Consider the following 21888-nt stretch of genomic DNA (forward strand, 5'->3'; position numbering starts at 1 on the left):
CGCCGCAGATTAGCGGGCGGAATCCTGGAAGAAGCGCCAGATCACGTCCGTCGCGTCCAGTGCCCGGGATGCGGGCGCCTTGCCCCGGCGCACGGTGTCGGCACCGGGCCAGCTGTGGCCACCGGTTTCGGTGACGCACAGCTGCACGCTCGCCCCGTCGCGACAGTCCCCATGGGCCTCGCAGAAGGCACCGGGCGCATCGAAGGTGCGCTGCACGGCCGGCGCGCACTGGTCGCGCTTCACCCAGCGGACGATGGTCTCGGGCACCGAGACGAAATCGGTCACCTTGCTGGCGTCGCGGAAGGCGCCCTGGCCGGCGCCGCCACCAAACAGCACGTGGTCGTCGTCGCGGGCATGGATGTGGAGCACCGATATCGGGCGGGACGGGTTGCAGCTCAGGGTGGCGTCGGTGCCGGCCACCGAGGCCACAGCGCGGAACAGGTCTGCCGCGTCGCAGCCCAGCCGGTGCCTCAGCATGCCGCCGTTGGACATGCCGGTGGCGAAGATGCGCGCCGGGTCGATGGCCACCTGCCGGCGCACGTCGGCCACCACCGCGCGGGCAAAGCCCACGTCGTCGACCTTGCGGTCCCGCGCATCGCCGCAGCAGGCGCCGGCGTTCCAGGTGGCGAAGTTGCCGCCGGGCAGCCGGCTGAAGCCATTCGGAAACACCACCACGAAGCCCTCCCGCCGGGCCTTGCCGACCCACCCGTAACGGGCGTCGTCGGCCATCAGCCCGGCGTTTCCGCCGCCGCCATGGAAGGCCAGCACCAGCGGCACCGGCCCTCGCGGGTCGAGGCCGGGCGGGACGTACATCAGGTATTGGCGCTGCAACCCATCGTGGGCCAGCGTATGGGCGAGGGGTGCGGCGGGCTCGGCCCGGCGCTGCTCGAGGCGTTCGCGGATGCGTTCACGCAGGCCTGGCCGCTCGGCGTCCTGGGCCGACGCGCCCGACACCCAGCCGAACACGACAATCAGTAGAAGCCACCACCAGCGACGTCTCATTTCACCCCCCAATCAGCACCCCAGATCGCGATACCGGCTGCGCAGCCCGAACAGGCGTCGCTGCACCTCCGCCAGATCGGCCCCCGCAGCCTGCCGCTCGCTCTGCTCCAGCGCCGGCAGCTGGCTGTCGAGCTGGCGACACTCCCGCTGCGCCTCCGGCGAAAGCTTCATCCGCCGGCCAAAGGCATCGTACTGCCGGGGATTCATCCCGCTGAGGGGCCGTACTGCCTCGGCGATCTGCTCCTTGAAGACCTCGCGACGAACGTCCTCGCCAACCCGCTCCTTGCCCGACAGCTTGCTGACCCCACGGGTCGGCTCCACGTCGACCTTCTTCGCCCCCATGCAGGGCACGTCGGAATACACAACCCGGCCGCCCTCGTCGCACTTGAAGACATGACGGGCTGGCGAAGGCAGGGACTGGGCGACGGCGAGGCTGGTGCAAAGCAACGGGCCTGCAAGCAGGATGAGCGTCTGGAGAGGACGGAATGGCATGGGCGACAGGCAGGGCAAGGTTGGGGGGCGTTGGCGATGACGGCTGATGCTCGTCGGCGGAGAGGGCGCGGCGGCGAATTCTCGCACACGTCATACGTCATGCCAATTTTTCCGAACCCAATCCGCCATCCACACCACAACACCGGCATCGCCGCCAGACGTGACAAGGCCGACCCTTGCGAGGTCGGCCTTGTGTGCTGCCTTGGAGGCTGCCGGTGGACGATCAGCTGCCCTTCCAGCCGCCGCCCAGGGCCTTGAAGAGATCCACCGAGGCGTTGAGGCGGGCCTGACGGTTCTGCACCCAGGCGAGGGTGGCGTCGTTGGCGGTGCGCTGGGCGGTGAGCACTTCGAGGTAGGGCGAATAGCCGCCGTCGTAGCGCGCCTGGGCGAGCTTGAGGGCGCGCTGCGCTGCCGTCATGGCCTTGCCATAGGCGTCTTCGGCTTCGGCGTTCTGACGCACGTTGACCAGCGCGTCGTTCACCTCGCGGAAGGCGGTCTGCACCGTCTTGCGGTAGGTTTCGAGGGTCTGGGTCTGCTGGGCGCTCACCTGATCCACCTGGGCGCGCAGACGGCCGCCCTCGAAGATCGGCTGGGTGATCCCGGCGCCCAGCGACCAGATGGCCGACGGGGCGCTGAACAGCTGGGACAGATCCTTGCTCTCGCGGCCGAAGTTGCCGGTGAGGGTGATGCTCGGGAACAGCGCTGCCTTGGCGACGCCGATCTTCGCGTTGGCGGCGATCAGGTCGGTCTCGGCCTTGCGCACGTCGGGCCGGCCTTCGAGCAGCGCCGAGGGCAGGCCGGCGGGCGGCACCGGCGGCACCGGCAGGCTGCGCAGGTCGGCCGGGGCCAGCTTGAGCCCGGGTTGGCCGACCAGCAGGCCGATGAGGTTTTCGGCCAGGGCGCGGTTCTTCTCGAGCTGCACCTGAGCCGCCGTGTAGGTGGCGAGCTCGCCTTCGGCCTGCTGCACGTCCAGCTGGGAGACGATGCCGCCCTCGAAGCGGGTGCGGGTGAGCTGGGCGCTCCTGGCCTGGGCGGTGACCGAATCGGTATTGACCAGGATCTGGGCGTCCAGCGCGCGCAGGCTGAGGTAGGCCTGGGCCACCGACGCGGCAAGGCTCAGGGACACCGTGTCGCTGGCGTAGCGGGTGCCCAGTGCCTGGGCGCGGGCGGCCTCGGAGGCACGCCGGAGCTTGCCCCACACGTCCAGCTCGAAGGAGGTGGACAGCGCCATCTTCACGTTGCTGCGGGTGATCGGCGCGGTGGACGGGATGGGCGTGGCGGTGGTCTGGCTGATCCGGTTGCGGGTGCCGGCGACGCTGCCATCCACCTGGGGCAGCAGGGCTGCATCCACCTGACGCAGCACGGCGTCGGCTTCCTCGATGCGGGCCGCGGCGATCAGGGCGTCGGGGCTGCTGGCGAGGGCCTGGCGAACGAGCTCGTCGAGGGTGGCATCGCCAAACAGGGTCCACCAGTTGCTGGCCACCGCCGGCGCCGCGGAGAGCGGCGCCGCGGCGTATTGATCGGGCAGCTGGAGCCGGGCGTCGGGGCGGGCGTAGTCGGGGCCGATGGCGCAGCCGGCGAGCGCGCCGGCCACGGACAGCGCCAGGAGGGCGGGAAGGGTGCGGAACATTACTTCACCTCCTCGGTGTGGGCGTGGGGCAGATCGCCGGCCGGGTGGCGGACCTTGCCGCGGCTCAACCACTTGAAGAACAGGGGGACGAAGATGGTGGCGATGAAGGTCGCGGCGAGCATCCCGCCGACCACGCCGGTGCCCATCGAGCGGCGGGCGGCAGCGCCGGCGCCGGTGGAGATGGCCAGCGGCAGCACGCCCAGCACGAAGGCCAGCGAGGTCATCACGATGGGGCGGAAGCGCAGCCGGGCGGCTTCGACCGCGGCCTCGACGATGCCCATGCCTTCGGCCTGCTTCTGGGCCGCGAACTCGACGATCAGGATCGCGTTCTTGGCTGCAAGCCCCACCAGCACCACCAGACCGATCTGGAAGTAGATGTCGTTGGGCATGCCGCGCAGGAGCACGGCCAGCAGGGCGCCGAACATGGCGAAGGGCACCGCCATGATGACCGCCAGCGGCAGCGACCACTTCTCGTACTGGGCGGCGAGGATCAGGAAGACCATCACGATGCCGAAGGTGAAGGCGATCACCGAGGCGTTGCCGGTGCGCTTCTCCTGGAAGGCCTGGCCGACCCATTCGGTGCGATAGCCTTCCGGCAGCACTTCGGCGGAGACTTCCTCGACGGCCTTGATGGCGTCGCCCGAGCTGTAGCCCGGCGCGGCACCGCCCATCACCTTGGCGGCGACGAAGCCGTTGAAGCGCTCGATCATCTCGGGGCCGGTGATGGTCTTGACGGTGGCCACCGCCGAGAGCGGCACCATCGACCCGCCAGCCGCCTTGACGTAGGACTTGAGGATGTCTTCCGGCTTCGAGCGGTAGGCCGACTCAGCCTGCAGCTGGACCTTGTAGGTCTTGCCGCCGCGGTTGAAGTCATTCACGTACAGCGTGCCGGTGGTGGCCTGCAGGGTGGCGTAGATCGAATCCAGCGAGATGCCCATCGACATGGCCTTGGGCTCGTCCACCTCGACGAAGAGCTGCGGCGCGCTGACCCGGAAGAAGCTGTTGATGCCGGCAAGTTCCGGACGCTTCTTGAGGGCTTCGACGAACTGGCCGGTAACTGCCGCCAGATTGCGGGCATCGCCGTCGGCACGGTTCTGCAGGTACACCTCGAAGCCGCCGGCGGTGCCGAGGCCCTGGATGGGCGGCGGGTTGAACACCAGACCCATGCCGTCGGGCAGGGTCATGCCGAGGCCGGTGAACTTGCCGGCCATGGCGTCGGTGGTGACGGTGCGCTCCTCCCACGGCTTGAAGATGATGAAGGTGGTGGCAACGCTGGGCCGGTCGTTACCGGTGATGAAGTCCACGCCCTTCACGAAGAAGATGTTTTCGATGTCGTCCGAGGCAATGCGCTGGCGCATCTGGTCGGTGGCGACTTCGGTCCGCTTGGCCGAGGCACCATCGGTGAGGGTGACGAAGCCGAACAGGTAGCCCTGATCTTCGGCCGGCACGAAGCTGCCCGGCACGGTACGCAGCAGGAAGGCCGCAGCGCCGATAGTCAGCAGGAACACCAGGGTGCCGATGATGCCGTGGCGCAAGGTGAGGCTCACCGTGCCGGTGTAGCTGTTGGTGAAGCGCTCGAACAGCCGGTTGAAGGGCTTGAACAGCGGCTTCTCCTCGTGGGTCGGCTTGAGCAGCAGGGCGCACAGGGCCGGCGTGAGGGTCAGCGCGACGATGCCGGAGATCACCACCGCGACCGCCACGGTGACCGCGAACTGCTTGTACAGCACGCCGGCGATGCCGCCCAGGAAGGCCACCGGCACGAACACCGCGCAAAGCACCAGCACGATCGCGATCACCGCACCCGAGACTTCGCGCATCGCTTCGACGGCGGCGTCCTTGGGGGATAGCTTCTGCTCGTTCATCAGGCGCTCAACGTTCTCGAGCACGACGATCGCGTCATCCACCACGATGCCGATCGCCAGCACCATCGCGAACAGGGTGAGGGTGTTGATCGAGAAGCCGAACAACCACATGCCCGCAAAGGTGCCGATCAGCGACACCGGCACCGCGATGATCGGGATCAAGGTGGCGCGCCAGTTCTGCAGGAAGAGATAGACCACCGCGATCACGAGGATCACCGCTTCGGCGAGGGTCTTCAGCACTTCCTTGGCGGATTCCTGGATGAAGCGGGTGGTGTCGTAGGGGATGATGTACTCGACGCCCTTCGGGAAGCGCTTCTGCATCTCGTCGAGGCGCGCCCGCACCAGCTTGGCGGTGTTGAGGGCGTTGGCGCCGGACTGCAGGTAGATGCCCATGCCGGAGACCGGCGCGCCATTCACGGTGGTGCTGCGGTCGTAGCTGTCAGCACCCAGTTCGATGCGCGCCACATCACGCACGCGCACCACCCCGTTGGGGCCGTCGGCTCGCAGGATGATGTTGCCGAACTCCTCGGTGGTGAGCAGACGGCCCTTGGCGGTGACGGTGTAGGTGAGCTGCTGGCCGTTGACCATCGGCTCGGCACCGATCTTGCCGGCGGCGTTCTGGGTATTCTGCACCCGGATCGCGGCGGCCACCTCGGAGGTGGTGACGCCGAGCTTGGCCATCACGTCGGGCTTGAGCCACAGGCGCATGGCGTAGATCGGGTCGAACTGCTGGGCGTCGCCCACGCCGGGGATCCGGCGGATCTCCTCGACCACGTTGGTATTCACGTAGTTGGAGAGGAACAGCGCGTCATGGGTGCCTTCGGGCGAGCGCAGGGCCGCGAACATCAGGATGTTGTTGGAGCGCTTCTGCACCAGCACGCCGGTACGCCGCACGTCGTCGGGCAGGCGCGGCTCGGCCACCTTGACCCGGTTATTGACGGCGATCAGCGCGTTGTCGGGGTTGGTGCCCACCTCGAAGGTGGCGGTGATGGTGACCACCCCCGCCGAGTTGCTGGTGGAGTTGTAGTAGATCAGCCCTTCCACGCCCGACAGCTGCTCCTCGATGGGCGCGGCGACGGTCTTGGACAGGGTTTCGGCGTTGGCGCCGGGGAAGCTGGCGGTGATGATCACCGTCGGCGGGGTGATTTCGGGGTACTGGGCGACCGGCAGCGTGAGCGAGGCCATGAGGCCCGCGATCACGATGACGATCGAGATGACCGATGCGAAGATCGGGCGACTGATGAAGAAGCGTGACATGGATGGCGCTCCCTCAACCCTTGGCCGGCGCAGCGGCCGGGGCGGCACCCGGCTTGCCGCCGGCACCCGGGCCTTCACCCGGCCCGTGCGGGGCCACGGTGGCGCCCGGACGGAGCTTGATGAGGTTGTCCACGATCACCTTGTCGCCGGCCTTCAGGCCACCCAGGATCACCCACTCCTTGCCGCTCCACTGGCCGGTCTTGACCGGACGCGGGGCGACCTTGTTCTCGGGGCCGACGGTCATCACCACCGGGCCGCCGTCGGTCTGCATCACCGCCGCCTGGGGCACCTTGAACACCCCTTCGCGCTCGCCGGTGATCAGGCGCGCCTTGACGAACTGGCCGGGCAACAGCTTGCCGTCGGGGTTGGCGAACTCGCCGCGGAACTGCAGGGTGCCGAGCTTCGGGTCGATCTGGCTGGCGGCAAAGTTGAGCCGGCCGCGCTGGGCGTAGGTGCTGCCGTCAGGCAGGACGAGCTCGACGCCGCGGATCGCCTTGGGGTTGAAGCGGCCATCCGGCGACGCGTTGGCGAGCTCGGTGTCGGACACCGAGAAGCGCACCCAGATCGGGTTCACCTGGACGATGGTGGTCAGCAGGGTGCCTGCGCCGCTGGCAACCAGCGTGCCTTCCGACACCTGGGCGCGGCCGGTCACGCCGGAAACCGGCGCGGTAACGTTGGCGTACGAAAGATTCAGCTCGGCCTGGCGCAGGGCGGCCTGGGCGGCCTGCACCGCAGCCTGGGCGACGCTGTTGTCGGAGGTGGCGGTGTCGTACTCGCGCTGGCTGATGGCCTGCTGGGCGAGCAGCGCCTTGAGGCGGGCGGCTTCGCGCTGGGTCTGCTCGACCCTGGCCTTGGCTTCGGCCAGCTGGGCCCTGGCCTGGGCGACGGCCACGTCGAGGGGCTCGCGGTCGATCTGGAAGAGGGTCTGGCCGGCCTTCACGGTGGCGCCTTCTTCATACACGCGCTTCATGAGGATGCCGCCAACCCGGGCGCGCACTTCCACTTCCCGCGCGCCTTCGGTCTGGGCGACGGCCTCGACGCTGGTCTCGGCGCGGGTGGGCTGCATCTCGACGGCGGTCACCGGCATCGGCGGCATGCCGCCGGCGGGCGGGCCACCAGCACCTTGTTCCTTGCCGGAACAGGCGCTGAGCAGAACAAGGGAAACCGCCAGGGCCGGCAAGGCGAGGCGGGACGAAAGGGGCTGCTGGGGGCGGGGGTTAGCGCTCAAGATCAACTCCAGGGCTGGATTTCTGGTTTGTATTGGGGCATAGTTTTATACAAACACGAATGTATGTAAATAGCTCTCAACATCATTCTACGACGGGATTAATGCAATATGGTTCGTAAGACCAAGGAAGAAGCCGAAGCGACGCGACGCCAGATCATCGAGGCTGCCCGCCGGATCTTTCTGGAATGCGGGGTGGGCAGTACCAGCCTCGAAAAGATCGCCGCCGCCGCCGGCGTGACCCGCGGCGCGGTGTATTGGCACTTCAAGAACAAGACCGATCTTTTCTTCGCGATGCGCGAGGATGCAGTGCTGCCCTTTCTCGACCGGGTGGTGTTCGACGCGGAGGCCAACGACCCGCTTGGCGGCGTCGAGCACGCCCTGCAGGAGATCATCCGCATCCTGGTGGATCAGGCCCAGACCCGCGAGACCTTCGAGATCCTCGCGTTCAAGTGCGAATACGTGGGCGAGTTCAGCTCGATGAAGGGCTGCACCGCCGGGCAGATGGATTTTCTGGGGATGCTCACCGACGCCTACCGCCGGGCCGCCGCCAAAGGCCAGCTGCGCCTGCCGGCCGACCCGGAGATGCTGGCCTACGACACCTTCCTGTTCGTCGGCGGGCTGATCAAGCACTGGATATCCAGCACGCCCGACGAGCGCTTCCGAACCGACGCCGAGCGCTTCATCACCCAGCACGTGGCCCTGCGCCGGGCCTGAGGCCGGTCAGCGCCCCGCCGGCTGGCGGGTCACCATCCCGTGGCTCTGGAAGGCGCCCGGCGCCCAGGCTGCAGGCGGCGCGAGCGGCTGGGTGCCGATGGGCAGCGCAAACTCGGCCCGGGGCGTGAGCAGTTCGCCCAACGGGCCGTCGGGTTTATCGACCCGCCCGCGCAGGATGGCCGGCGGCGTGAAATCCAGAGACTCCGGCTCGATCGCCCCGCCGGGCAGCGGGAAGTTGCCCCGATGATCACCGGGCAGCGACAGGCTGAAGCCCCCCAGCCCCACGGTGAGGTTGTTGCGGGTGACGATCTGGGTATCCGGCGGCAGCTTGTCGGACCACGCCCGGGTAAACCAAGCCGGCCGCCAGCCCGCGTTGATCAGGGTGTTGTGGGCCATCAGCAGGCGGTTTTCGGCCCAGCGGCTGCTTTCGGCGCCGTAGGCCACGACGATCGGGTTGGGGCTGTCGGCGCTCTGGGCGATCACGTTGCCCACCACCACCGCCACCCCGCCTTCCGGAAACTCCAGCTCGTACGACGCCATGCCGCCAGGCCCATCCACCAGCAGGTTGTAGCGGATCTCGTTGCGCCCGGCCCGGCTCTTGACCAGATGCCCCTGGTAGCCCTGGTGGAAGCGGCTGCCTTCCAGCACGAAGGATTTGATGTGCCCCACGTAAAGCAGGTGGTGCAGCCGGCCGGGCTCGCGCGGGGCGCGGCTGAAGCTGCTGTTGTAGATGCGCAGCTCGGCGGTGTCGAAGTTGGCGGTGATGAGGCCGTTCTGGTTGTCTTCGAAGACGCAGTCGCGCACCTCCAGGCTGCCCTGCTCGAAGCGGATGCCGGCGCCGTTGCCATCGGCCACCCGGGCGCCACGGAACTCGATGTTCTCGACCTTGTAGTTGCCATTCACGAACACCCAGATGCCCTTGCCGTCGGCGTCGCGGCCGTCGGCGTCGAGCACCGGGCGACCGCCGAAACCGCGGATGGTCAGGGATTTCTGGGCCCACACCGCCACGTCACCCTTGTAGGTGCCGGGGCGGATCAGCACGGTGTCGCCATCCTTGGCGAGGCGGGCTGCATCGGCGATGCGGGTGACGGATTCGCCGGGCCCGACGAGGATGGTCGCCGCGGCGGCGGGCACGGCTGGCGCCGAAAGCAGGATGGCGAGGAGCGCGGTTCGGACGTTCATGGCGATGGGCAACGGTCGGGAATAACGATCAGCGCGCCGGCGGCTGGCGCAGGTTGAGGGCCAGCCAGGCCAGCAGCAGCAGGAAGACGGTGATCCGCGGCATGTCGAGCAGGCTGTCCACCATCCCCACCGTCGCCAGCCCCACCAGCGCCGCCAGCAGCGTGGGCGCGTGGGCCTGCAGGCGGGTGGGCGCGCGGGCCAGATGCAGCAGCCCGCCGGCCAGGATCAGCAGCATCGCCACGGTGCCGAGCACGCCCTGCTCCACGAAGGTGTGCACGAAGAGGTTCTTGCCGTGCCAGGGCAAGTGATCCCGGTCCGAGCTGAAGAACCAATGGGCGCCGCCCTGCTCGAAGCCGCCGTTGGCCACCAGCGGCCGCAGCTGGGCGTCGGTGAGCTCGATGTCGTCCAGGTCGATGGGCGTGGGCGAGGTGGTGCCGAGGGTCAACACGGTCGTCCGCGGCAGGCCGCCCACCGAAGCGAGGCCGGGGTCGTTGAGCTGGCTGTCGACGGTGATCCAGCCCTTGCCGCCCGACAGGCGCACCAGCGCGGTGGCGCATGGGTTGGCGTAGAGCAGGTGCTTGCGGCACACCTGCACGATCATCTGGGTATCCACCTCGCTGCGGGCCTTGAAGCGCAGGTGCAGCGGCGTGACGGTATCCACCGGCAGACGCTGGGTGAGCAGCACCACCTCGTCGATGCTGCGCCCCTGGCGCGGCCCGGCCAGCCGCATCGCGCGGCCGTTGGCGTCGTTGATGAGCGCCAGCGAGCCCGGCGTGGCGGGGTCGGCCACCTTCCAGAAATACGCCTCGGGATAGCGCCCCAGGCCCAGCCCGACCAGCGCATCGAGCGGCCCATCCACCAGCCCGATGCTGCGGGTGGTGTGCTGGAAGCGAGTGCCGGCGTCGAAGCCGGTGTTGGAAAGGCGGGCGCCCATGTAATAGCCACCGAGGGTGGTGACCACCATGCCGCCGGCCACCAGCACCACCAGCAGGCCCTGCAGATCGTGCAGGCGCGGCTGCCACAGGGGCGTGCGGCCGAGGGCCTGGCGGGCCAGCACGGCGATCACCAGCAGCGCGCCACCCAGGCTGCCCATGAAGCGCGTCGGCTCGCTCCAGAAGGCACTGATCAGCACAGTCGCCAGCGCCAGCCCGACCAGCAGCGCCAGCATCACCGCGCCGCCCACCCGCAGCCCGCGGCCGCGCAGCACGACGAGCAGCGCCGCCAGTGCCCACAGGCCGGCGTAGGCCAGATAGACGCCCTTCGGCAGCGCCAACGCTGCCGCCGCACAGCCCGCCGCCAGCACCAGGCCGCCCACCAGCCCGAGCACGAAACCGCCGATCCGCATCCCCGAGAGCGCTGCCCCCGCCGGCCAGGCCAGCAGGGCGAGGCCGGTGAAGGCCAGCAGCGCCCGGTAGCCGCCTTCGGGGAAGGTCAGCATCCCGCCCGCCAGCACCACCGCCGCCAGCGCGGCCAGCACCGCCGGATGGCGCCGAGGCCGATCGGCCGGCTGATGCGCCGCCGGCCGGCGCAGGCTGGCCACGCCGAGCACCACCATCGACACGAACAGCGCGCCATAAACGATTCGCGAGAAGGTGGTGAACATCGCGTAGATGCCCACCCCGACCACCACCAGCGCCAGCGCCCGTCCCACCACGCCGTGGGCACGCCGGAAGCTCAGCACCGCAAACGGGAAGCTCAGCATCAGCCAGGCATCGAGCGCCGCGCCGCCCACGTGCATCTCCCAGAACAGGGCGGTCGTACGGTAGTCCGACGCAAAGTTGGTGAGGCCCGGAAAGGCCACCCGCTCCCACATCGCGGTGAAGGCGCAGGTGGCAAAGCCGAGGGTGAGGCCGAGGGTCAGCCGATCCAGCGCCGCGTCGCCATCCCGCCGCACCGCCAGCTGCAGGAAGGGGATCAGCGCAAACGCCAGCAGGAAGCCCTTGCCCACCCGCAGCGCATTGACCGTGGTGTTGTAGCCGATCAGCGATCCCGCATCCAGCGCCGGCAGCGGCAAGCCGCCGCGCAGGCCGGCGATGGCCACGCTCGCCGCCAGCAAGCCGAAGGCCCCCAGGGCGCCGGCCCGCAGCTTGACGGGCGCCCGCCCGGCGAGGGTCGGCACGGGCGGGGCGAAGGCTTCCCGCAGCCCGAGGGCCGCCAGGGTGACGAGGGCCAGCGCGTCGCTCTCGGTGAAGTGGATATGCCCGCCCCACGGCGCCAGATCCACCACCGGCCACAGGGCCGGCAGCAGCACCAGCCACAGGGCCGGGCGGATCACCAGCGCCAGCCCGTAGGCCCCCAGCAGCGCACCTGCCACCGCCCGGTCGAGGGGATAGGGGGCAAACCACGCCGACAGGGCGACGATGGCGAGCACGAGCATCAGGCCGCCGTACAGGCGGGCACCGGGGCCGGAGCGGGGAAGGGCGACAGAGGGGTGGGCGGTGGCGGTCAAGATCGGCAGCGCAGGGGACGAAGTCAGCCAAGGATGCTAACCGATTCGAATGAACGGCGGACGCCCGCGATCGCATCCACCCTTGACCGGTGTCACGGCGCATCGCAGGATTGCGCATTCCGTCACACCTGCCCGCCGATGTCCGCCTCCCCCGCCCCCGCCGAACCCACGCCCGCCCTGCGCGCCCGGCCCCTCGTGGCCTGCCTGCTGGCGACGCGTCCGGCCTTTCTGGCGGTGACGCTGTTCGCCTGCCTCATCGGGCTGGCGGTGGCCCACGGCAGCGGCGTGGCCATCGACACCGGCAAGGCGCTGCTCACGGTGTGCTTCGCCCTCGTCGCCCACGCCGGCATCAACGTGCTCAACGATTTTTACGACGCCAGGAGCGGCGCCGACGCGGCCAACACCGAGCGGGTGTTTCCCTTTACCGGCGGGAGCCGCTTCATCCAGAACGGCGTGCTGTCCGAAGCCGAGACCGGCCGCCTGGGCTGGGTGCTGATGGCGGCCGTGGTGCCCGCCGGGCTGTGGCTGGCGTGGCATGCCGGGCCGGGGCTGATCCTCATCGGCGTTGCCGGGCTCGCGCTCGGCTGGGCCTACACCGCGCCGCCGCTGGCGCTGGTGTCCCGCGGGCTGGGCGAGCTCGCGGTGGCGGCCGGCTGGCTGATCGTGGTGATCGGCACCGATTTCGTCCAGCGCGGCGGGTTTGCGCTGGCGCCGGTCAAGGCCGGGCTCTCCTACGCGCTGCTGGTGGCGGCGATCCTGTTCATCAACGAGTTCCCCGACCTGCGCGGCGACGCTGCCGCCGGCAAGCGCACGCTCGTCGTGCGCCTGGGGCCCCACGCGGCCAAGTGGGTGTTTCTGGCCACGCTGATCGTCGCCTACGGCTGGCTGGTGCTGATGGTCGGCCGCAACCAGCTGCCCCAGGGCGCGGCCGCCGCGGCGCTGACGCTGATCCTCTCTTTCCGCGCCGCCCGCCACCTGCTCGCCCACGCCGACGAGCCCGCCGAACTCGCCCCCGCCATCAAGCTGACCATCGCCGCCGCCCACCTTCACGGCCTCGTCCTCGCCGCGACGCTGGCCTTCGGACGCTGGCCGGGAGCCACTTCATGAGCTTTACCCTGCCCTTCGCCGCCGGCGACATCCGCGGCGTCATCTTCGACATGGACGGCCTGCTCCTCGACAGCGAGCGGGTCGCCCTCGCCACCGTCGCCGCGGCCGCCGCCGAGCTGGGCCTGGAATGGCGCTACGAGGTGGGCCTCGCGATGGTCGGCCTCAACGCCCACGACGGCCCGCTGGTGATCCGCCGCCACCTGGGCGACGACTACCCCACTGCCGCGCTGTACGAGGCCTTCGGGCGGATCTACGAGACCGCCATCCTTGAAGGCCGCATCCCAGTGAAGGGCGGCGCAGCCGAGCTCTTCGACCAGCTCGACCGCCTGGCCCTGGGCCGCGTGGTGGCCACCTCCACCCGCCGCTCCCGGGCCGAGCCCAAGCTCGCCGCCGTCGGCCTGCTGCCGCGGGTGCACGGCATGGTGTGCGGCGACGAGGTCGAGCGCGGCAAGCCGGCGCCGGACATCTTCCTGGCCGCCGCCGCGCGCCTGGGCGTGCCGGTCGAGCACTGCCTGGTGCTGGAAGACTCCAACGCCGGCGTGCGCGGCGCGCTGGCCGCCGGCGCCCGGGTGGTGATGGTGCCCGATCTCCTCCAGCCCGCCGACGACGTGCGCGCCGCCGGCGTACCGCTCGCCGCCAGCCTCCACGACCTCGCCCGCTTCTTTGCCCGATGACCACCGCGATGCGCCACCTCGCTGCCCTCCTCGCCGCCCTGGCCCTGCCCGCCGGCGCCGCCGATCCGCAGCCGACCGCGGCGGGCTCCACCGCCTTCTGCCTGTTCGCCCTCCCCACCGACAACGCCACCCAGCGGCTCATCAATCTGGGTATCGTTCAGTATGTCGACCTGCGGGCCGACGAAGTCCGGATCTACTTCGGCGGCGGCAACCTGGGCAGCGGCCACGAGGCCCGCATCCCGGTAAAAAGCCGCGACGAAGCCGACGCCGTCCTCGCCCGCCTTCGCGCCACCGCCACCCGCTGCGCCCAATCCACCACCGGAGCCACTCCATGAAACTCGTCGGAATGCTTGATTCGCCCTTCGTCCGCCGCACCTTCATCAGCGCCCGGATGCTCGGCGTGCCCTTCGAACACCAGTCCCTGTCGGTGTTTCGGAACTTCGCCGAATTCCACGCCATCAACCCGCTCGTCAAGGCGCCCACGCTGGTGCTGGACGACGGCGGCGTGATGGTGGACAGCAGCGTCATCATCGACTGGTTCGAGCACACCGCCGCGCCGGGCAAGAGCCTGCTGCCGGCCGATCCGGCCCGCCTGCAGCGCTGCCTGCAGCTCACCGGCTGGGGCCTCGCCGCGGCCGAGAAGAGCGTCCAGCGCTACTACGAGACCAAGGTGCGCCCCGAGGAAGCCCGATCGCCCGACTGGATCGATCGCGTCACCGGCCAGATCCGCGACACCTACGCGTTGATTGACCGCCACGTGGGCCAGGACGACTGGCTGTGCGGCGATCGCCCCACCCAGGCCGACATCACCGTGGCCGTGGCGTGGCGCTTCACCCACCACACCGCGCCGGGCCTGGTGGACGACAGCGACTACCCCCACCTCGCCGGCCTCGCCGCCCAGGCCGAAGGCCTGCCGGCCTTCCGCGCCGCAGATTTCACCTGAACGAAAGCCCCCATGATCGGACGCATCACCGGCCGCCTGGCCGAGAAGAACCCGCCACAGATCCTCATCGACGTGAGCGGCGTCGGCTACGAGCTCGAAGTGCCCATGAGCACCTTCTACGGCCTGCCCGCCACCGGCCAGACGGTCAGCCTCGCCACCCACATGGCGGTGCGCGAGGACGGCCATTTTTTGTACGGATTTGCCAGTGAGGACGAGCGCGCCACCTTCCGCCAGCTCCTCAAGGTCGCCGGTATCGGCGCCCGCACCGCGCTGGCAGTGCTCTCCGGGCTGTCGGTCACCGATCTGGCCCAGGCCATCGCCCTGCAGGAATCCGGCCGGCTCATCAAGATCCCCGGCATCGGCAAGAAGACCGCCGAGCGCCTGCTGCTTGAGCTCCGCGACAAACTGCCCAAGGCCCTGCCCGGCCTCGCCGCCCAGGCCGCCGCACAGCCCGGCGACGACCGGGGCGACATCATCAACGCCCTGCTGGCCCTCGGCTACAACGAGAAGGAAGCCCTCGGCGCGGTCAAGCAGCTGCCCGACGGCGTGGGCGTCTCCGACGGCATCCGCCAGGCGCTCAAGGGCCTGTCGAAGGCATGAGCACCAAACTCAAACAGGGTTTCATGCGCAACGTAAAACTGAGCGCCGGCACCCTGCGCCTGCTGATGAACCTGTGGCCGCCCTTCATCGGCGCCGGCATCCACGTGGAGCGCCTGTCGCCCGACTACACCGAAGCCGTGGTGCGCATGCGCCTCGGGCTGCTCAACCGCAACTACATGGGCACCCATTTCGGCGGTTCGCTGTACGCCATGACCGACCCCTTTTTCGCGCTGCTGGTCATGCACCAGCTCGGCCGCGGCTACGTGGTGTGGGACAAGGCCTCCAGCATCGACTACAAGCTCCCCGGCCGCGGCACCGTCCGCGCCCGCTTCCGCGTCACGCCCGAGCAGGTCGAAGCCATCCGCCAGGCCACCGCCGGCGGCGACAAGTTCGAGCCGGTGTTCACGGTGGACGTGGTCAACCGAAAAGGCGAGGTGGTGGCGACGGTGGAGAAGACGGTTTATGTGAGGCGGAAGCCCGGCATCTGAAATGCCGCCCACCGCGCCGGACGCTTGGCGCCGCCCGATTCAGGGATAATCCCCCCATCCCCAACCCGAGACTCCCCCATGGCTCCGCGACGTACTGCCCAGGTGGCCATCACCGCCCTTCTGCTGCTCGGCTGCGCCTTCGTGCTCAGCCCCTTCTTCGCGGCGATCCTGTTTGCCGGGACGGTGTGCATCACCACCTGGCCGATCTACCGGTCGCTGCACCGCCGGATGGGCCGGCGCAACGGGCTGGCGGCGATTTCGATGACCTTCCTGCTCACCGCGGTGCTGCTGGTGCCGATGATCGGGCTGGCGGCGTCCCTCACCGACGCGGCGATGGCGGCCGTGGATTGGGCGCGGACGGCCATCGAGCAATCCGACGGCCGCCCGCCGGAGTGGGTGAAGGACATCCCGGTGGTGGGCCGCGACGTGGACGCTTACGTGCGCAAGCTCACCCACAGCCAGCAGGAGATGCGCAAGCTCGCGCTGCAGGTGGTCGAGCCAGCCCGCAAGTTCGCTCTCGGGCTGGGCGGCGTGCTGGGCCAGGGGCTGCTGCAGATCACCCTGGTGCTGTTCATCGGCTTCTTCTTTTACCGGGACGGCGCGACCATCTACGACCAGCTCGAAACCGGCGCCCAGCGCCTGGGAGGCGAACTGGGCAACCGGCTGCTCGATCTGGCCGCCAACACCGTCAAGGCGGTGATGATCGGCATTGTCGGCACCGCCGCCGCCCAGGCCCTGGTGGCGCTGATCGGCTTCGTGATCGCCGGGGTGCCGGGCTCGCTGCTGCTGGCGGCGGGCACCTTCTTCCTGTCGCTGGTGCCGGTGGGCCCGCCGCTGATCTGGGGTGGCGCGGCGTTCTGGCTGTACCAGCAGGGCGAGAGCGGCTGGGCGATCTTCATGGTGCTGTGGGGTGCGCTGGCGGTCAGCTCGGTGGATAACTTCCTCAAGCCCTTCCTGATCAGCCGCACCGCCAGCCTGCCGATCCTGCTGATCGCCCTGGGCGCCTTTGGCGGCGTGCTGGCCTTCGGCTTCATCGGGCTGTTCCTCGGCCCCACCTTCCTGGCCCTGGGCCAGGCCCTGTTCCGGGAATGGACCGCCCACGACGCGGCCCTTCCCCCCGTCACGACGGACGAATCCCAATGATCGAGACCGATGCCATCAAGGGCGGCCAGCCCGACGCCACCGCCAGGCTGATCGGCGCGGCCAAGGCCAGCAACCAGGAAGAGGCGCTGGAGCGCGCCCTGCGGCCCAAGCGGCTGGCCGATTACGTGGGCCAGCAGAAGATCCGCAACCAGCTGGAAATCTTCATCCAGGCCGCCCGCAAGCGCGGCGAGGCCCTCGACCACGTGCTGCTGTTCGGCCCGCCGGGCCTGGGCAAGACGACCCTCGCCCACATCGTGGCGGCCGAGATGGGTGTCAATCTGCGCCAGACCTCCGGCCCGGTGCTGGAGCGCGCCGGCGATCTGGCCGCGCTGCTCACCAACCTCGAACCCCACGACGTGCTGTTCATCGACGAGATCCACCGCCTGAGCCCGGTAGTGGAGGAAATCCTCTACCCGGCGCTGGAGGATTTCCAGATCGACATCATGATCGGCGAAGGGCCGGCGGCGCGCTCGGTCAAGCTGGATCTGCCGCCCTTCACGCTGGTGGGCGCCACCACCCGCGCCGGGATGCTCACCAACCCGCTGCGCGACCGCTTCGGGATCGTGTCGCGGCTGGAGTTCTACACCGCGCAGGAGCTCGCCTACATCGTCAGCCGCTCGTCACGCCTGCTGGACGTGGAGATCGATGACACCGGCGCCTTCGAGATCGCCCGCCGCGCCCGGGGCACGCCGCGGATCGCCAACCGCCTGCTGCGGCGGGTGCGCGACTACGCCGAGGTGCGCGCCGACGGCCGCATCACCGCCGAGGTGGCGGATGCGGCGCTGACGATGCTCGACGTGGACCATCTGGGCCTGGATCTGATGGACCGCAAGCTGCTGGGTGCAATGCTTGAGAAGTTTGGCGGCGGGCCGGTGGGGCTCGACAACCTGGCGGCGGCGATCGGCGAATCGTCCGACACCATCGAGGACGTGCTGGAGCCCTACCTCATCCAGCAGGGCTACCTGCAGCGCACGCCGCGGGGGCGCATGGCCACCGCGTCGATCTGGCAACACTTCGGGCTTCGGCCGCCGGGCGGCAGCCAGGGCCTGTGGGAAGAAAGCTGACCCGCCACGCTGGCTGAAATCCGGCCGGCGCTGCGGGCAACAGGGGGATCAGGCGGTCTGCCGGGCCGCCTTGGCGTTTGCCATCACGGCCTCGATGCGGCTCGCGGTGGTGAGGAAATCGCTCTGGTTTTCTTCGTCGAAGGGCTTTAGGCAGAGCGACACGGCCTTGGCGGTGATCGTCAGGCCACCCTTCGGGTCGCGGTCGATCAGGCCGTTCTGGATCAGGTAGCTCACCTTGCGCCGCACGGTTTCCCGCGGGATGCCGGTGGACGAGCTGATCGAGAAGGCGTTGCACGGGCGCAGCGACAGGCGACTGAAGGTTTCTTCGTCGGTGCAACAACTGGGCACGCTGGAGCCGTCGCCGAGCGCAAGACTGCCCATGTTGTAGAGGCCCACTTCCCCGAGCACGATGGGCAGCAGCAGGTCGCCGTCGAAGGCGCCGTAAAGCCGGACCAGATAGCGAAGGTTGTAGCGGGCGAGGTGCAAGGCGGCCAGGCGCCTTTCGCGAGGAACTTCGGGCCCCGTCGTCCCGGTCAGTTCGTCGGGTGGAACTGACCCTTTGGAGTCAGGGGGCAGCAGGGTGTTCATGTAGTTCTCCATGATGCTTCTGGCTGAATGGTGTGTAACATCATTTAACCATTCAATGCCCGGAGAATACATACCCCCGTCTTGCGAAACCGCGAAAAACTGCGCTCGCTATGGACTAATTCACACCTGACAGGCCAGGCCCTTAAGGTATTCGCCCTCCGGGACGGCCAGACCGATGGGATGATCGGGGGATGCGGACAGGCGATGCAAAATGCGTGCCTCGATCCCGACGTCCGCCGCGGCACCCGCAACGATCTTCTGGAACAGTTCGAGCCCGATGCCACCGGAGCACGAATACGTCATCAGAATGCCACCCGGGTTGAGCAGGCGGAAGCCCAGGAGATTGATGTCCTTGTAGGCGCGGGCGGCCCGGTCGGCGTGGGCGGCCGAGGGCGCGAACTTGGGCGGATCGAGGACGATCAGGTCGAACTTGCGGCCTTCGGTCTTGAGGGTGCGCAGGGCCTGGAAGACGTCGTCCTCCCGCCATTCGGCGCGGGCGGCGTCGAGCTGCGGGTTGAGCGCCACGTTGCGCGCCGCGGTGGCCAGCGCCGGGCCGGACGAGTCGATGGAGATCACGCTCTTCGCGCCACCCGCCAGCGCCTGCAGCGAGAAGCCGCCGGTGTAGCAGAAACAGTTGAGCACGTCGCGCCCGGCGGCCAGCTGGCCGGTGAGCAGGCGGTTGTCGCGCTGGTCGAGGTAGAAGCCGGTTTTATGGCCGCCGGCCACGTCCACTTCCATGCGCACGCCGTTTTCGACGATGGTGAGCTGCTCGGGCATCTCGCCGAACACCAGCCCGCTCACCGGGCCGAGGCCTTCGAGCTTGCGCACGTCAGAATCCGATCGCTCATACACCGCGCTGCAGCCGGTGGCCTGGACCAACCCGGCGACGATGGCCTCACGCCACTTGTCGGCGCCCGCGCTGGTGAGCTGCACCACCACCACCGGGCCGTAGCGGTCGGCGATCACGCCGGGCAGGCCGTCGGACTCACCGTGGATCAGGCGCACGCCATCCTGCTTGGCCAGCCAAGGATGGGCCGCCCGCCGCGCCACCGACGCCGCCACCGCGCGCTTGATGAAGGCGTGGTCGATGGACTGCTCGCAGTCGAAGGTCCACACCCGGGCGCGGATCTGCGATTCGGGCGACCACGCGGCCCGCGCCAGCGGCTTGCCGCCGGCATCCTTGACGAGCACCGTGTCACCCGCCCGCGCCCGCCCCTCCAGCCGATCCACCGAACCGGCAAAGATCCAGGGGTGACGACGCATCACGGAGCGTTCCTTACCGGGTTTGAGAATGAGATCGGCCATGGGGGGATGTGGGGATTGGGAAATGGGGAATGGAAATTGGGGGAAAGGCTAAACCGTCAGCCTCTCCCGGCACCTGAGGGGCGAAGAGCGCGTAGCGAGCGGCCCGAGGTTGCATCGAGAAGCGCAGCCGTACATGAGTACGGCGAGCATCACAGACGCAAGATCGGCCTGCGCAGTAGCTTTATGCGCCCCTCAGCCGAGTTGGCGGACGAGGGAGGCGGAAACCATCTCGCCGATGCGGGTGACGTAGAGCGTGCCCATCGCCGGATAGAAGCGCTCGGGATCTTCGCTGCCCATGGCCAGCAGGCCAAAGGTCTTCTCGTCGCGGCGCAGGGGCACCAGGGCCACGGACTTCACCTGCCGGCCGGCGGCGCCGAACCAGTTGATGACTTCGCGGATCGTCGGGGTGCCGCAGAAGGGGCCGGTGAGGTCGCCGGTGAAGAAGCGCACTTCCTCGCCCACCGGCAGGAACTCGGGGCCGCTGCGCGACAGCACGCTGTTCCATACCCGGAAAGCCACGTGGGGCACGGTGAAGTCTTCCTGCAGGTGGGTGTAGATCGCCTGGCGGATGGATTCGAAATCCTCGGCCTCGAGCAGCGACAGGGTGAGGCGATGCACCTTCTCGCCGATGGCGTCGTTCTCCTCGCCGAATTCGAGCAGCTCGGCGAACTTGTTCTCGAGCTGGGCGATGCGCTCGCGCAGGGCCAGCATCTGCCGTTCGATGAGCGAGATGGCCTGGCCGTTGTGGGGGTGGGTCACCGTCAGATCGGTCAGCAGGCCCGAGTTGTCGTCGAAGAAATCGGGGTTGGCCTGCAGGAACTGGATGACGTCGGAAGCTTTCATGGCGAGGGGCCGGGTGGGGTGAAGATCAGGGGAGCGTGAGTTCGCCGGAGAAGACGGTGACGGCCGGGCCGGTCATGAGCACCGGGGTACCGACGCCGTTCCAGGCGATGGTGAGTTCTCCGCCGCGGGTCTCGACGGCCACCGGCGAGGCGACCAGGCCACGCAGGATGCCCGCCACCACCGCCGCACAGGCGCCGGTGCCGCAGGCCAGGGTTTCGCCGGCGCCGCGCTCGAAGACGCGCAGGCGCACGCGGTGGTCGTCCACGACCTGCAGGAAGCCGGCATTCACCCGTGCCGGAAAGCGCGGGTGATGCTCGATCAGCGGGCCCTGCTCGGCCACCGGAGCGGTGTCCACATCGGCCACCACCTGCACCGCGTGGGGGTTGCCCATGCTGACGGCGGTGATCGCCACACTGGTGCCGGCCACGTCGAGGGGCTGCACGTAGGCGTCGGAATCGCTGACGAAGGGCACATCGGCGGGGTTCAGCACCGGCACGCCCATGTCGACGGTCACGTTGCCGTCGGCCTCGAGGCGCGGCGCGATGATGCCTTTCTTGGTCTCGACGCGGATCTCGCGCTTGTCGGTGAGGCCCTGGTCGAACACGAAGCGGGCGAAGCAGCGCGCGCCGTTGCCGCACTGTTCGACCTCGCCACCGTCGGCGTTGAAGATGCGGTAGCGGAAATCGACACCCGGCGTCTGGGCCGGCTCGACCACCAGCAGCTGGTCGCAACCGACGCCGAAATGACGGTCGGCCAGGTAGCGCACCTGGTCTTCGGTGAGCTGGATGGGCTGGCGCACGGCGTCGATCATCACGAAGTCGTTGCCGAGGCCCTGCATCTTGGTAAAGGCGAGCTTTCTGCTCATGGGATAAAATCCAGGTAATCCCGCCAGACGCAGCGGTCCATCACCACCGTCATGCCGGCAGCTTGCGCGCGCGCGGCGGCTTCTTCGTTGATCACCCCGTCCTGCAGCCAGAGGCGCCTGACGCCGAGGGCGATGCATTCGTCCACGATCGGGCCGACTTCGTCGGATGCGCGAAAGACATCCACGAGATCGGGCACGAAGGGCAGATCGGACAGGCGCGCATAGGCTTTTTCGCCGAGCACCTCGGAAACTGCCGGACGAACCGGTACGATGCGATAGCCGAAGCCCTGCATCGCGCGGGACACCCGGTAACTCGGGCGCTCGACGCGCGGCGACAGGCCGACGACGGCGATGGTCTTGACCTCCTGCAGCAGGCGGCGGATCTGGTCGGGCGGGGGATTGGCAAACATGGGCGGATTCTACCGGATTGGCGGGGCGCCGAAACCTTGCGG

The 21888-nt window shown here is 69.0% G+C and carries 21 protein-coding genes; 9 read left to right on the forward strand and 12 right to left on the reverse strand.

Annotated elements, in window-relative coordinates:
* Positions 1-9: 9 nt before the first annotated feature.
* From Q0672_RS01860 to Q0672_RS01880, 5 genes are all read right to left on the reverse strand, one after another.
* Complete coding sequence (locus Q0672_RS01860; RefSeq protein ID WP_298619128.1) at positions 10-1002, reverse strand: PHB depolymerase family esterase; 993 nt, start codon at positions 1000-1002, stop codon at positions 10-12.
* A 12-nt stretch (positions 1003-1014) separates the two neighbouring features.
* Entirely contained in the window at positions 1015-1494 is a 480-nt protein-coding gene (locus tag Q0672_RS01865) for a DUF4124 domain-containing protein (RefSeq protein ID WP_153162872.1), read from the reverse strand.
* Between the two features lie 223 nt (positions 1495-1717).
* A complete protein-coding gene (locus Q0672_RS01870) occupies positions 1718-3124 on the reverse strand; it encodes an efflux transporter outer membrane subunit (protein WP_298619131.1) in 1407 nt (468 codons plus the stop codon).
* Complete coding sequence (locus Q0672_RS01875; RefSeq protein WP_298619133.1) at positions 3124-6243, reverse strand: efflux RND transporter permease subunit; 3120 nt, start codon at positions 6241-6243, stop codon at positions 3124-3126. Before Q0672_RS01875 ends, Q0672_RS01870 begins: the two co-directional genes overlap by 1 nt.
* Before the next feature lie 13 nt (positions 6244-6256).
* Positions 6257-7471: an efflux RND transporter periplasmic adaptor subunit gene (locus Q0672_RS01880; protein ID WP_298619135.1), complete on the reverse strand. Its 1215-nt coding sequence runs from the start codon at positions 7469-7471 to the stop codon at positions 6257-6259.
* Positions 7472-7579: 108 nt separating this feature from the next.
* Between Q0672_RS01880 and Q0672_RS01885 the strand changes: the two genes are divergently transcribed.
* Complete coding sequence (locus tag Q0672_RS01885; RefSeq protein ID WP_298619137.1) at positions 7580-8185, forward strand: TetR family transcriptional regulator; 606 nt, start codon at positions 7580-7582, stop codon at positions 8183-8185.
* A 6-nt stretch (positions 8186-8191) separates the two neighbouring features.
* On the opposite strand, the gene Q0672_RS01890 is transcribed toward Q0672_RS01885, so the two are convergent.
* Both Q0672_RS01890 and Q0672_RS01895 read right to left on the reverse strand, forming a co-directional pair.
* Entirely contained in the window at positions 8192-9367 is a 1176-nt protein-coding gene (locus Q0672_RS01890) for a right-handed parallel beta-helix repeat-containing protein (protein ID WP_298619139.1), read from the reverse strand.
* A 28-nt stretch (positions 9368-9395) separates the two neighbouring features.
* The gene (locus Q0672_RS01895) at positions 9396-11816 is read right to left on the reverse strand and encodes a hypothetical protein (RefSeq protein ID WP_298619141.1); all 2421 of its coding nucleotides are present in this window, start codon (positions 11814-11816) and stop codon (positions 9396-9398) included.
* Between the two features lie 138 nt (positions 11817-11954).
* On the opposite strand from Q0672_RS01895, the gene Q0672_RS01900 reads away from it, so the two are divergent.
* The 8 genes from Q0672_RS01900 (at position 11955) to ruvB (ending at position 17835) form a co-directional block, all read left to right on the forward strand.
* The gene (locus Q0672_RS01900; protein WP_298619143.1) at positions 11955-12923 is read left to right on the forward strand and encodes a prenyltransferase; all 969 of its coding nucleotides are present in this window, start codon (positions 11955-11957) and stop codon (positions 12921-12923) included.
* Positions 12920-13597: an HAD family phosphatase gene (locus Q0672_RS01905; RefSeq protein WP_298619145.1), complete on the forward strand. Its 678-nt coding sequence runs from the start codon at positions 12920-12922 to the stop codon at positions 13595-13597. The genes Q0672_RS01900 and Q0672_RS01905 overlap by 4 nt, the downstream gene beginning before the upstream one ends.
* Complete coding sequence (locus Q0672_RS01910) at positions 13594-13932, forward strand: hypothetical protein (RefSeq protein WP_298619147.1); 339 nt, start codon at positions 13594-13596, stop codon at positions 13930-13932. Before Q0672_RS01905 ends, Q0672_RS01910 begins: the two co-directional genes overlap by 4 nt.
* Positions 13929-14540, forward strand: coding sequence for a glutathione S-transferase family protein (locus Q0672_RS01915; protein WP_298619149.1), 612 nt, complete (start codon positions 13929-13931; stop codon positions 14538-14540). Before Q0672_RS01910 ends, Q0672_RS01915 begins: the two co-directional genes overlap by 4 nt.
* 12 nt (positions 14541-14552) lie before the next feature.
* Positions 14553-15140 carry a Holliday junction branch migration protein RuvA gene (ruvA, locus tag Q0672_RS01920; protein WP_298619151.1) on the forward strand — a complete coding sequence of 196 codons (588 nt, stop codon included), beginning with the start codon at positions 14553-14555 and terminating at the stop codon, positions 15138-15140.
* Positions 15137-15628: a DUF4442 domain-containing protein gene (locus Q0672_RS01925; RefSeq protein ID WP_298619153.1), complete on the forward strand. Its 492-nt coding sequence runs from the start codon at positions 15137-15139 to the stop codon at positions 15626-15628. The genes ruvA and Q0672_RS01925 overlap by 4 nt, the downstream gene beginning before the upstream one ends.
* A 78-nt stretch (positions 15629-15706) precedes the next feature.
* Entirely contained in the window at positions 15707-16771 is a 1065-nt protein-coding gene (locus tag Q0672_RS01930) for an AI-2E family transporter (RefSeq protein WP_298619155.1), read from the forward strand.
* Positions 16768-17835 carry a Holliday junction branch migration DNA helicase RuvB gene (gene ruvB, locus Q0672_RS01935; protein ID WP_298619157.1) on the forward strand — a complete coding sequence of 356 codons (1068 nt, stop codon included), beginning with the start codon at positions 16768-16770 and terminating at the stop codon, positions 17833-17835. Before Q0672_RS01930 ends, ruvB begins: the two co-directional genes overlap by 4 nt.
* Before the next feature lie 48 nt (positions 17836-17883).
* Here ruvB and Q0672_RS01940 read toward each other — a convergent pair whose 3' ends face one another.
* The 5 genes from Q0672_RS01940 to Q0672_RS01960 form a co-directional block, all read right to left on the reverse strand.
* Positions 17884-18423, reverse strand: a complete 540-nt coding sequence (locus Q0672_RS01940) for a hypothetical protein (protein ID WP_298619159.1) — start codon at positions 18421-18423, stop codon at positions 17884-17886.
* Positions 18424-18543: 120 nt separating this feature from the next.
* On the reverse strand, positions 18544-19728 hold the full coding sequence (locus Q0672_RS01945) for a class I SAM-dependent methyltransferase (protein WP_298619161.1): 1185 nt from the start codon (positions 19726-19728) through the stop codon (positions 18544-18546).
* Positions 19729-19920: 192 nt separating this feature from the next.
* A complete protein-coding gene (locus Q0672_RS01950) occupies positions 19921-20571 on the reverse strand; it encodes a DUF484 family protein (RefSeq protein ID WP_298619163.1) in 651 nt (216 codons plus the stop codon).
* Between the two features lie 25 nt (positions 20572-20596).
* Entirely contained in the window at positions 20597-21436 is an 840-nt protein-coding gene (dapF, locus tag Q0672_RS01955; RefSeq protein WP_298619165.1) for a diaminopimelate epimerase, read from the reverse strand.
* Positions 21433-21846, reverse strand: coding sequence for a CoA-binding protein (locus Q0672_RS01960; RefSeq protein ID WP_284188372.1), 414 nt, complete (start codon positions 21844-21846; stop codon positions 21433-21435). Before Q0672_RS01960 ends, dapF begins: the two co-directional genes overlap by 4 nt.
* Positions 21847-21888 lie beyond the last annotated feature (42 nt).

It is taken from the genome of uncultured Zoogloea sp., from assembly GCF_937894855.1.
Classification (GTDB): Bacteria; Pseudomonadota; Gammaproteobacteria; order Burkholderiales; family Rhodocyclaceae; genus Zoogloea; species Zoogloea oryzae.

Coding starts and splice junctions, on each gene's coding strand:
- Q0672_RS01910 (WP_298619147.1), top strand. CDS start 13,594: ATGACCACCGCGATGCGCCACCTCGCTGCCCTCCTCGCCGCCCTGGCC.
- Q0672_RS01890 (WP_298619139.1), bottom strand. CDS start 9,367: ATGAACGTCCGAACCGCGCTCCTCGCCATCCTGCTTTCGGCGCCAGCC.
- Q0672_RS01960 (WP_284188372.1), bottom strand. CDS start 21,846: ATGTTTGCCAATCCCCCGCCCGACCAGATCCGCCGCCTGCTGCAGGAG.
- Q0672_RS01905 (WP_298619145.1), top strand. CDS start 12,920: ATGAGCTTTACCCTGCCCTTCGCCGCCGGCGACATCCGCGGCGTCATC.
- Q0672_RS01875 (WP_298619133.1), bottom strand. CDS start 6,243: ATGTCACGCTTCTTCATCAGTCGCCCGATCTTCGCATCGGTCATCTCG.
- ruvB (WP_298619157.1), top strand. CDS start 16,768: ATGATCGAGACCGATGCCATCAAGGGCGGCCAGCCCGACGCCACCGCC.
- dapF (WP_298619165.1), bottom strand. CDS start 21,436: ATGAGCAGAAAGCTCGCCTTTACCAAGATGCAGGGCCTCGGCAACGAC.
- Q0672_RS01950 (WP_298619163.1), bottom strand. CDS start 20,571: ATGAAAGCTTCCGACGTCATCCAGTTCCTGCAGGCCAACCCCGATTTC.
- Q0672_RS01885 (WP_298619137.1), top strand. CDS start 7,580: ATGGTTCGTAAGACCAAGGAAGAAGCCGAAGCGACGCGACGCCAGATC.
- Q0672_RS01930 (WP_298619155.1), top strand. CDS start 15,707: ATGGCTCCGCGACGTACTGCCCAGGTGGCCATCACCGCCCTTCTGCTG.
- ruvA (WP_298619151.1), top strand. CDS start 14,553: ATGATCGGACGCATCACCGGCCGCCTGGCCGAGAAGAACCCGCCACAG.
- Q0672_RS01925 (WP_298619153.1), top strand. CDS start 15,137: ATGAGCACCAAACTCAAACAGGGTTTCATGCGCAACGTAAAACTGAGC.
- Q0672_RS01870 (WP_298619131.1), bottom strand. CDS start 3,124: ATGTTCCGCACCCTTCCCGCCCTCCTGGCGCTGTCCGTGGCCGGCGCG.
- Q0672_RS01940 (WP_298619159.1), bottom strand. CDS start 18,423: ATGAACACCCTGCTGCCCCCTGACTCCAAAGGGTCAGTTCCACCCGAC.
- Q0672_RS01915 (WP_298619149.1), top strand. CDS start 13,929: ATGAAACTCGTCGGAATGCTTGATTCGCCCTTCGTCCGCCGCACCTTC.
- Q0672_RS01900 (WP_298619143.1), top strand. CDS start 11,955: ATGTCCGCCTCCCCCGCCCCCGCCGAACCCACGCCCGCCCTGCGCGCC.
- Q0672_RS01945 (WP_298619161.1), bottom strand. CDS start 19,728: ATGGCCGATCTCATTCTCAAACCCGGTAAGGAACGCTCCGTGATGCGT.
- Q0672_RS01860 (WP_298619128.1), bottom strand. CDS start 1,002: ATGAGACGTCGCTGGTGGTGGCTTCTACTGATTGTCGTGTTCGGCTGG.
- Q0672_RS01865 (WP_153162872.1), bottom strand. CDS start 1,494: ATGCCATTCCGTCCTCTCCAGACGCTCATCCTGCTTGCAGGCCCGTTG.